Source organism: Pseudomonas sp. MD195_PC81_125 (genome assembly GCF_014060985.1).
GTDB lineage: Bacteria > Pseudomonadota > Gammaproteobacteria > Pseudomonadales > Pseudomonadaceae > Aquipseudomonas > Aquipseudomonas parakoreensis.
The window spans coordinates 1-5,719 of the sequence record NZ_JABULD010000603.1 but is presented as its reverse complement, the minus strand read 5'-3'; the positions used below and the strand labels follow the sequence as shown (position 1 = coordinate 5,719).

General features: G+C 60.7%; 4 protein-coding genes. 1 reads left to right on the top strand and 3 read right to left on the bottom strand.

The genetic code is table 11. From position 1 onward, the window contains the following. Positions 1 to 36: 36 nt before the first annotated feature. The 3 genes from HT737_RS24430 to HT737_RS24420 all read right to left on the bottom strand — a co-directional run bounded on the left by HT737_RS24430 (position 37) and on the right by HT737_RS24420 (position 4,231). On the bottom strand, positions 37 to 762 hold the full coding sequence (locus HT737_RS24430) for an amidotransferase (protein WP_182404167.1): 726 nt from the start codon (positions 760 to 762) through the stop codon (positions 37 to 39). Positions 763 to 856: 94 nt separating this feature from the next. After that, the gene (locus tag HT737_RS24425) at positions 857 to 3,001 is read right to left on the bottom strand and encodes a 3-hydroxyacyl-CoA dehydrogenase NAD-binding domain-containing protein (protein WP_182404166.1); all 2,145 of its coding nucleotides are present in this window, start codon (positions 2,999 to 3,001) and stop codon (positions 857 to 859) included. 24 nt (positions 3,002 to 3,025) lie between these two features. Then, entirely contained in the window at positions 3,026 to 4,231 is a 1,206-nt protein-coding gene (locus tag HT737_RS24420) for an acetyl-CoA C-acetyltransferase (protein ID WP_047292966.1), read from the bottom strand. A gap of 585 nt (positions 4,232 to 4,816) precedes the next feature. Between HT737_RS24420 and HT737_RS24415 the strand changes: the two genes are divergently transcribed. Next, on the top strand, positions 4,817 to 5,638 hold the full coding sequence (locus HT737_RS24415; RefSeq protein ID WP_182404168.1) for a cytochrome c: 822 nt from the start codon (positions 4,817 to 4,819) through the stop codon (positions 5,636 to 5,638). Positions 5,639 to 5,719: the final 81 nt, after the last annotated feature.

Genomic DNA, 5,719 nt, shown 5'->3' with positions numbered 1-5,719 from the left:
TGTAGGAGCTGCCGCAGGCTGCGATCTTTTGATCTGCTATAAAGCAGCTTCTGGCTTGTGCGCCACAAACCGCATCATCCATTCCGCCACGGTGGTGCCATGGTGCTCCTGCTCCAGGCTGGCCACGCCTTTGGAATAGATCTGTGACCCCAGCGCGTCCTGGCGCAGATCCAGCAGTGCCCGCGAATAGTCGTGGATGAATTCCGGGTGGCCCTGGAAGCACAGCACCTGATCGTTGATGTGGTACGCGGCAAACGGGCAGAAATCGCTGGAAGCGATGACCGTGGCGTTTTCCGGCAACGCCGTGACCTGATCCTGGTGGCTGATCAGCAACGTCAGCTCTTCCCGCACCGGGCTCATCCACGGTGCCTTGGCCGCCAGTTTGTAGTTGTGGGTGCCGACGCCCCAGCCCTGAGTGGCGCGCTCACTCTTGCCGCCCAGCAACAGCGCCAGCAGTTGATGGCCGAAGCACACGCCGAGCAGCTTGTCGCCACGCTCGTAACGGGTCAGCAAGTATTGCTTGAGGGTCTGGATCCACGGGTCGGTGCCGAACGAATCGGCCTTGCTGCCAGTGATCAGGTACGCATCGAAGTTCAGATCGTCGCTTGGGTATTCACCCTGCATCACGTTGTACACGGTGAACTCGGCGGCAATCGGTTGCTGCGAGAACAGGCGCTGGAACATCTGCCCGTAACCCTGATATTGATCGACCAGTTCCGGACGCAGGATGTCGGTTTCCAGAATGCAGATGCGTAGCGACATAAAAAATACCTGACACGTGATGGGAATAATGAACACCCAGAGCCTGCCTTGAAACACCCCGGCAAGGCAAGCCCCGCAGCGCTCAGCCGATCACTTAAAACAACTCGCCGTTCGCGGCTTTTTCCAGCAACAACGCCGGTGGCGCAAAGCGCTCGCCGTACTGCTCGGCCAGATACTGCGCGCGTGCGACGAAGTCCTGCACGCCGTACTGATTGATAAACTGCAATGCGCCGCCGGTCCATGGGGCAAACCCAATGCCGAAGATCGAGCCGACGTTGGCATCTGCCGTCGAAGTCAACACACCCTCCTCTACGCAGCGCACAGTTTCCAGAGCCTGCACGAACAGCAGACGATCACGCACATCCTTCGGCGAAATCTGCCCGTCAGCCTTCTCGAAACGCGTCTTCAACTCCGGCCACAGATGCTTCTGACCACCCGCCGGGTAATCGTAGAAGCCCCCGCCGGCAGCTTTGCCCGGGCGCTTGTATTCGTTGAGCAGCAAGTCAATCACAGCGAACGCCGGATGCTCTGTCAGCGGTTTCCCTTCCGCTTGCAGGTCTTTGGCCGTTTGCTGACGGATATGGCTCATCAGGCTGAGGGAAACTTCGTCGGAGATCGCCAGCGGCCCGACCGGCATCCCGGCCTTGCGCGCTTCGGTCTCGATCATCGGCGCACTCACACCCTCGCCGAGCATGGCGATGCCTTCGTTAGTGAAAGTGCCGAACACCCGCGAGGTAAAGAAGCCACGACTGTCGTTGACCACGATCGGGGTTTTCTTGATCTGCAGGACGAAGTCGAAACCACGCGCCAGGGTTTCAGCACTGGTCTGCGCACCCTTGATGATTTCCACCAGCGGCATTTTGTCCACCGGGCTGAAGAAATGCAGACCGATGAACTTGCTCTGATCGGGTACTGCCGTCGCCAGTCCGGTAATCGGCAACGTTGACGTGTTGGAGGCAATCACCGCGTCAGGACCGACAATTTTTTGCGCGACCGCAGAGACGTTGGCCTTCAGTTCACGGTCTTCGAACACCGCCTCGATGATCAGATCGCAACCCGCCAGATCGGCATCGCTCTCGCTGGCCTGGATCCGCGCCAGCACCGCCTCGCGTTTCTCAGTCGTCATCTGCCCACGGGCGACTTTCTTGTCCAGCAATGCCGCCGAGTGGGCCTTGCCCTTCTCGGCCGCCGCCAGGTTGATGTCCTTGAGCACCACGTCGATACCGGCCGAAGCACTGACGAAGGCGATACCGGCGCCCATCATGCCTGCGCCGAGCACACCGACCTTGCGCGTGACATAGGGCTCAAAGCCCTGCGGCCGCGAACCGCCAGCATTGATTTCGTTGAGCTGAAACCAGAAGGTGCCGATCAGGTTTTTCGAAATCTGCCCGGTGGTCAGTTCGGTGAAGTAACGCGTTTCGATCAGGTGCGCGGTGTCGAAGTCGACCTGCGCGCCCTCCACCGCCGCGCAGAGGATTTTCTCCGGCGCGGGCAGCGTGCCCTGAGTCTTGCTGCGCAGGATTGACGGCGCAATCGCCAGCATCTGCGCGACCTTCGGATTCGACGGCGTGCCGCCGGGAATCTGGTAGCCCTTCACGTCCCAGCGCTGCACCGCACTCGGGTTGGCGACAATCCAGGCGCGCGCCTTGGCCAGCAACTCGTCACGATCCGCCGCCAGCTCATCGATCAGACCGGCCTGCAACGCCTGCTGTGGACGGATCTTCTTGCCTTCGAGCAGATACGGCAGCGCCTTTTCGATCCCCAGCATACGCACCATACGCACCACCCCGCCGCCGCCCGGCAACAGTCCGAGGGTTACTTCCGGCAGACCGAGTTGCACCGCCGCATCGTCCAGCGCCACCCGGTGATGGCACGCCAGGCAGATTTCCCAGCCTCCGCCGAGCGCCGCACCGTTGATCGCTGCGACCACCGGTTTGCCGAGGGTTTCCAGGGTGCGCAATTGCCCCTTGAGGCCCAGCACCATGTCATAGAACGCTTTGGCCTCGGGTTTACCGACCTTGATCAGCTCATTGAGATCGCCGCCGGCAAAGAAGGTTTTCTTCGCCGAGGTGATGATGACCCCGGCAATGCTGTCTTTTTCCGCCACCAGCCGCGCGACGCAGGCGCCCATGGCCTGGCGGTATACGGCGTTCATAGTGTTGGCGCTCTGGCCCGGCATGTCGATGGTCAGCACGACGATGGCGTCCTGACCTTTTTCGTAACGAATGGCTTCGCTCATAACAAGGTTCCTTGAATTCGGGGCTCAAAGGCGTTCGATGATGGTGGCAATGCCCATGCCGCCGCCGACGCACAGCGTCGCCAGGCCGTAACGCAGCCCCCGGGTTTCCAGCTCATCGAGCAAGGTGCCGAGGATCGCGCAACCGGTGGCGCCCAGCGGATGGCCCATGGCGATCGAGCCGCCGTTGACGTTGACCTTGTCCGGGTCGACCGCCATGTCCTTGATGAACTTGAGCACCACCGAGGCAAACGCTTCGTTGACCTCGAACAGGTCGATGTCTTCCACGCGCAAACCGGCCTTGGCCAGTGCCTTGCGGGTGGCCGGCGCCGGGCCGGTGAGCATGATCGTCGGGTCAGTACTGGTCACCGCCGTGGCGACGATACGCGCCCGAGGCTGCAAACCCAGCGCACGGCCCTTGGCTTCGGAGCCGATCAACATCAGCGCCGCACCGTCGACGATCCCGGAGCTGTTGCCCGGCGTGTGTACGTGGTTGATTCGCTCGACGTGGCTGTAAACCCGCAGCGCGGTGGCATCGAAGCCCATCTGGCCGATCATTTCGAAACTTGGCTTGAGTTTGCCCAGGCCTTCCATCGTCGATTCGGCGCGAATGAATTCGTCGTGGTCGAGCAGGATAATGCCGTTCTGGTCCTGCACCGGCACCAACGACTTGTTGAACGAACCGTCGGCCCGTGCCCGCGCAGCTTTCTGCTGCGAGTGCAACGCATAGGTATCGACATCCTCACGGCTGAAGCCCTCAAGGGTAGCGATCAGATCCGCACCAACGCCCTGCGGGGTGAAGTGGCTGTGCAGGTTGGTCTGCGGGTCCAGCGCCCAGGCGCCGCCGTCGCTGCCCATCGGCACCCGCGACATCGACTCGACGCCACCGACCACCACCAGGTCTTCGAAACCGGAGCGGACTTTCATGGCGCCAAGATTCACCGCTTCCAGACCGGAGGCGCAGAAGCGGTTGATCTGTACACCGGCAACGCTGACGTCCCAGTCCGCCACCTGCACCGAGGTTTTGGCGATATCGGAACCCTGATCGCCAATCGGCGTGACGCAACCGAGTACCACGTCATCGACTTGGCTGGTGTCCAGCGCGGTACGGCTCTGCAGTGCGGTCAACAGCCCCGCGACCAGATTCACCGGTTTGACGCTGTGCAGCGCGCCATCGGCCTTGCCTTTGCCGCGGGGCGTACGCAGCGCATCGAAAATCAAAGCTTGGGTCATGACGTCCTCGAACCTGTGCGGTGAGTGAATTTCGTGGTTTCACTGTTATCCCGCGCCGTCGAGGATTCAATGACCACAGCGCTCAATGATGTTGACGCGCACGCTCAGACGGACGGTCATCCACCTTCAGGTGAACCGGTTCAGGTCGGCGAGTTGTCTAGCAAGCGGTCGGCGCAGAAGCTGGCAATACGCCTCATGTCTTTTTTTATTGCCAGCAGCAGTAAATACATACGAAATGGATCTAAGCCGCGCGTGACGCGGGCTCTAAGGTAGTACATGTACGTCAGGGTCGTCGGGTTTTGCCGGGGCCGACGTTCTTCTACAGGAAGTGCAGCGTTTGCCGTCATGGATATGCAGGCAAACATCAGGAAATAACAATAAAGGCGGTCAAGCCATGTTCAAACAACCGAAAGTTCGTCAAGCCGGGCTCATTCTTTTCGCCACCACGCTGTTGCTGATTTTGCCGAACCTGACCAAGGTCATCGGCTGACTCGCCGGCCGGGTGCATTTCATTGCCATCAACAATGTGACTGGCCCGCTTCCCGGGCCAGCGTGGCTGTGCCAACCTTTGCGCACTCCTACGACATGGACGGCGATCATTTGAAAACGCTCATTGTGTTCTGGGCCCTGCTGCTAAGCATGCCCTTGTCTGCCGCACAGCTGGATCTGCAGCTCGGCGCAACCCGTCACACCTGGCAGACCGAGGAATTGCTCAAGCACCCTCAGGTACAAACCCTGACCATCAACAATGATGTGTCTTACAAGAAGGACATGACTTATCGCGCCGTCCCGGTCGCGGCACTTCTGACGGGCATCAAACCGGGCGATCATCTGCAAGCGGTCGCGCTGGACGGCTTTGCCGCCGAGCTCAGCGCTGCACCGTTGCTCAATACCAAAGGCGCACGGGCCTGGCTGGCGATCGAAGACCCGACGCAGCCGTGGCCGCCGCTGTCCGAAGGCAAGCACAGCGCAGGGCCGTTCTATCTGGTATGGACCGACCCGCAGGCCGGCAATATCAGCCCGGAACAATGGCCGTTCCAGGTGGCAAGCATCAAGCGCATGGCGCCAGTGGCCGAGCGCTTCCCTGCCCTGTTGCCGGATCCCGCGCTGAAAGCGAATGACCCGGTGAATCAGGGTTTTGCGCTATTCCAGAAGAACTGCCTGGCCTGCCACCGCTTGAACGGTGCGGGCGATGCGCAGTTCGGACCGGACCTGAACATCCCGTACAACCCGACCGAGTATTTCGGCGCGGACTTCCTCAAGCGCTACATTCGTGATCCACAGAGTTTGCGCCAGTGGCCGCAGGCGAAGATGCCGGGGTTTTCGGCGGAGGTTTTGCCGGAGGCGGATTTGCAGTTGCTGGTCGGCTATTTGCAGCACATGGCTGGGCGCAAGATCAAGCCCTGACGCCACTCCGTATGTGGGAGCGAGCCTGCTCGCGAAAGCGGAGTTTCAGACATCTCATTGCTGACTGATAAACCGCTTTCG

Coding starts and splice junctions, on each gene's coding strand:
- HT737_RS24425 (WP_182404166.1), bottom strand. CDS start 3,001: ATGAGCGAAGCCATTCGTTACGAAAAAGGTCAGGACGCCATCGTCGTG.
- HT737_RS24415 (WP_182404168.1), top strand. CDS start 4,817: ATGGACGGCGATCATTTGAAAACGCTCATTGTGTTCTGGGCCCTGCTG.
- HT737_RS24430 (WP_182404167.1), bottom strand. CDS start 762: ATGTCGCTACGCATCTGCATTCTGGAAACCGACATCCTGCGTCCGGAA.
- HT737_RS24420 (WP_047292966.1), bottom strand. CDS start 4,231: ATGACCCAAGCTTTGATTTTCGATGCGCTGCGTACGCCCCGCGGCAAA.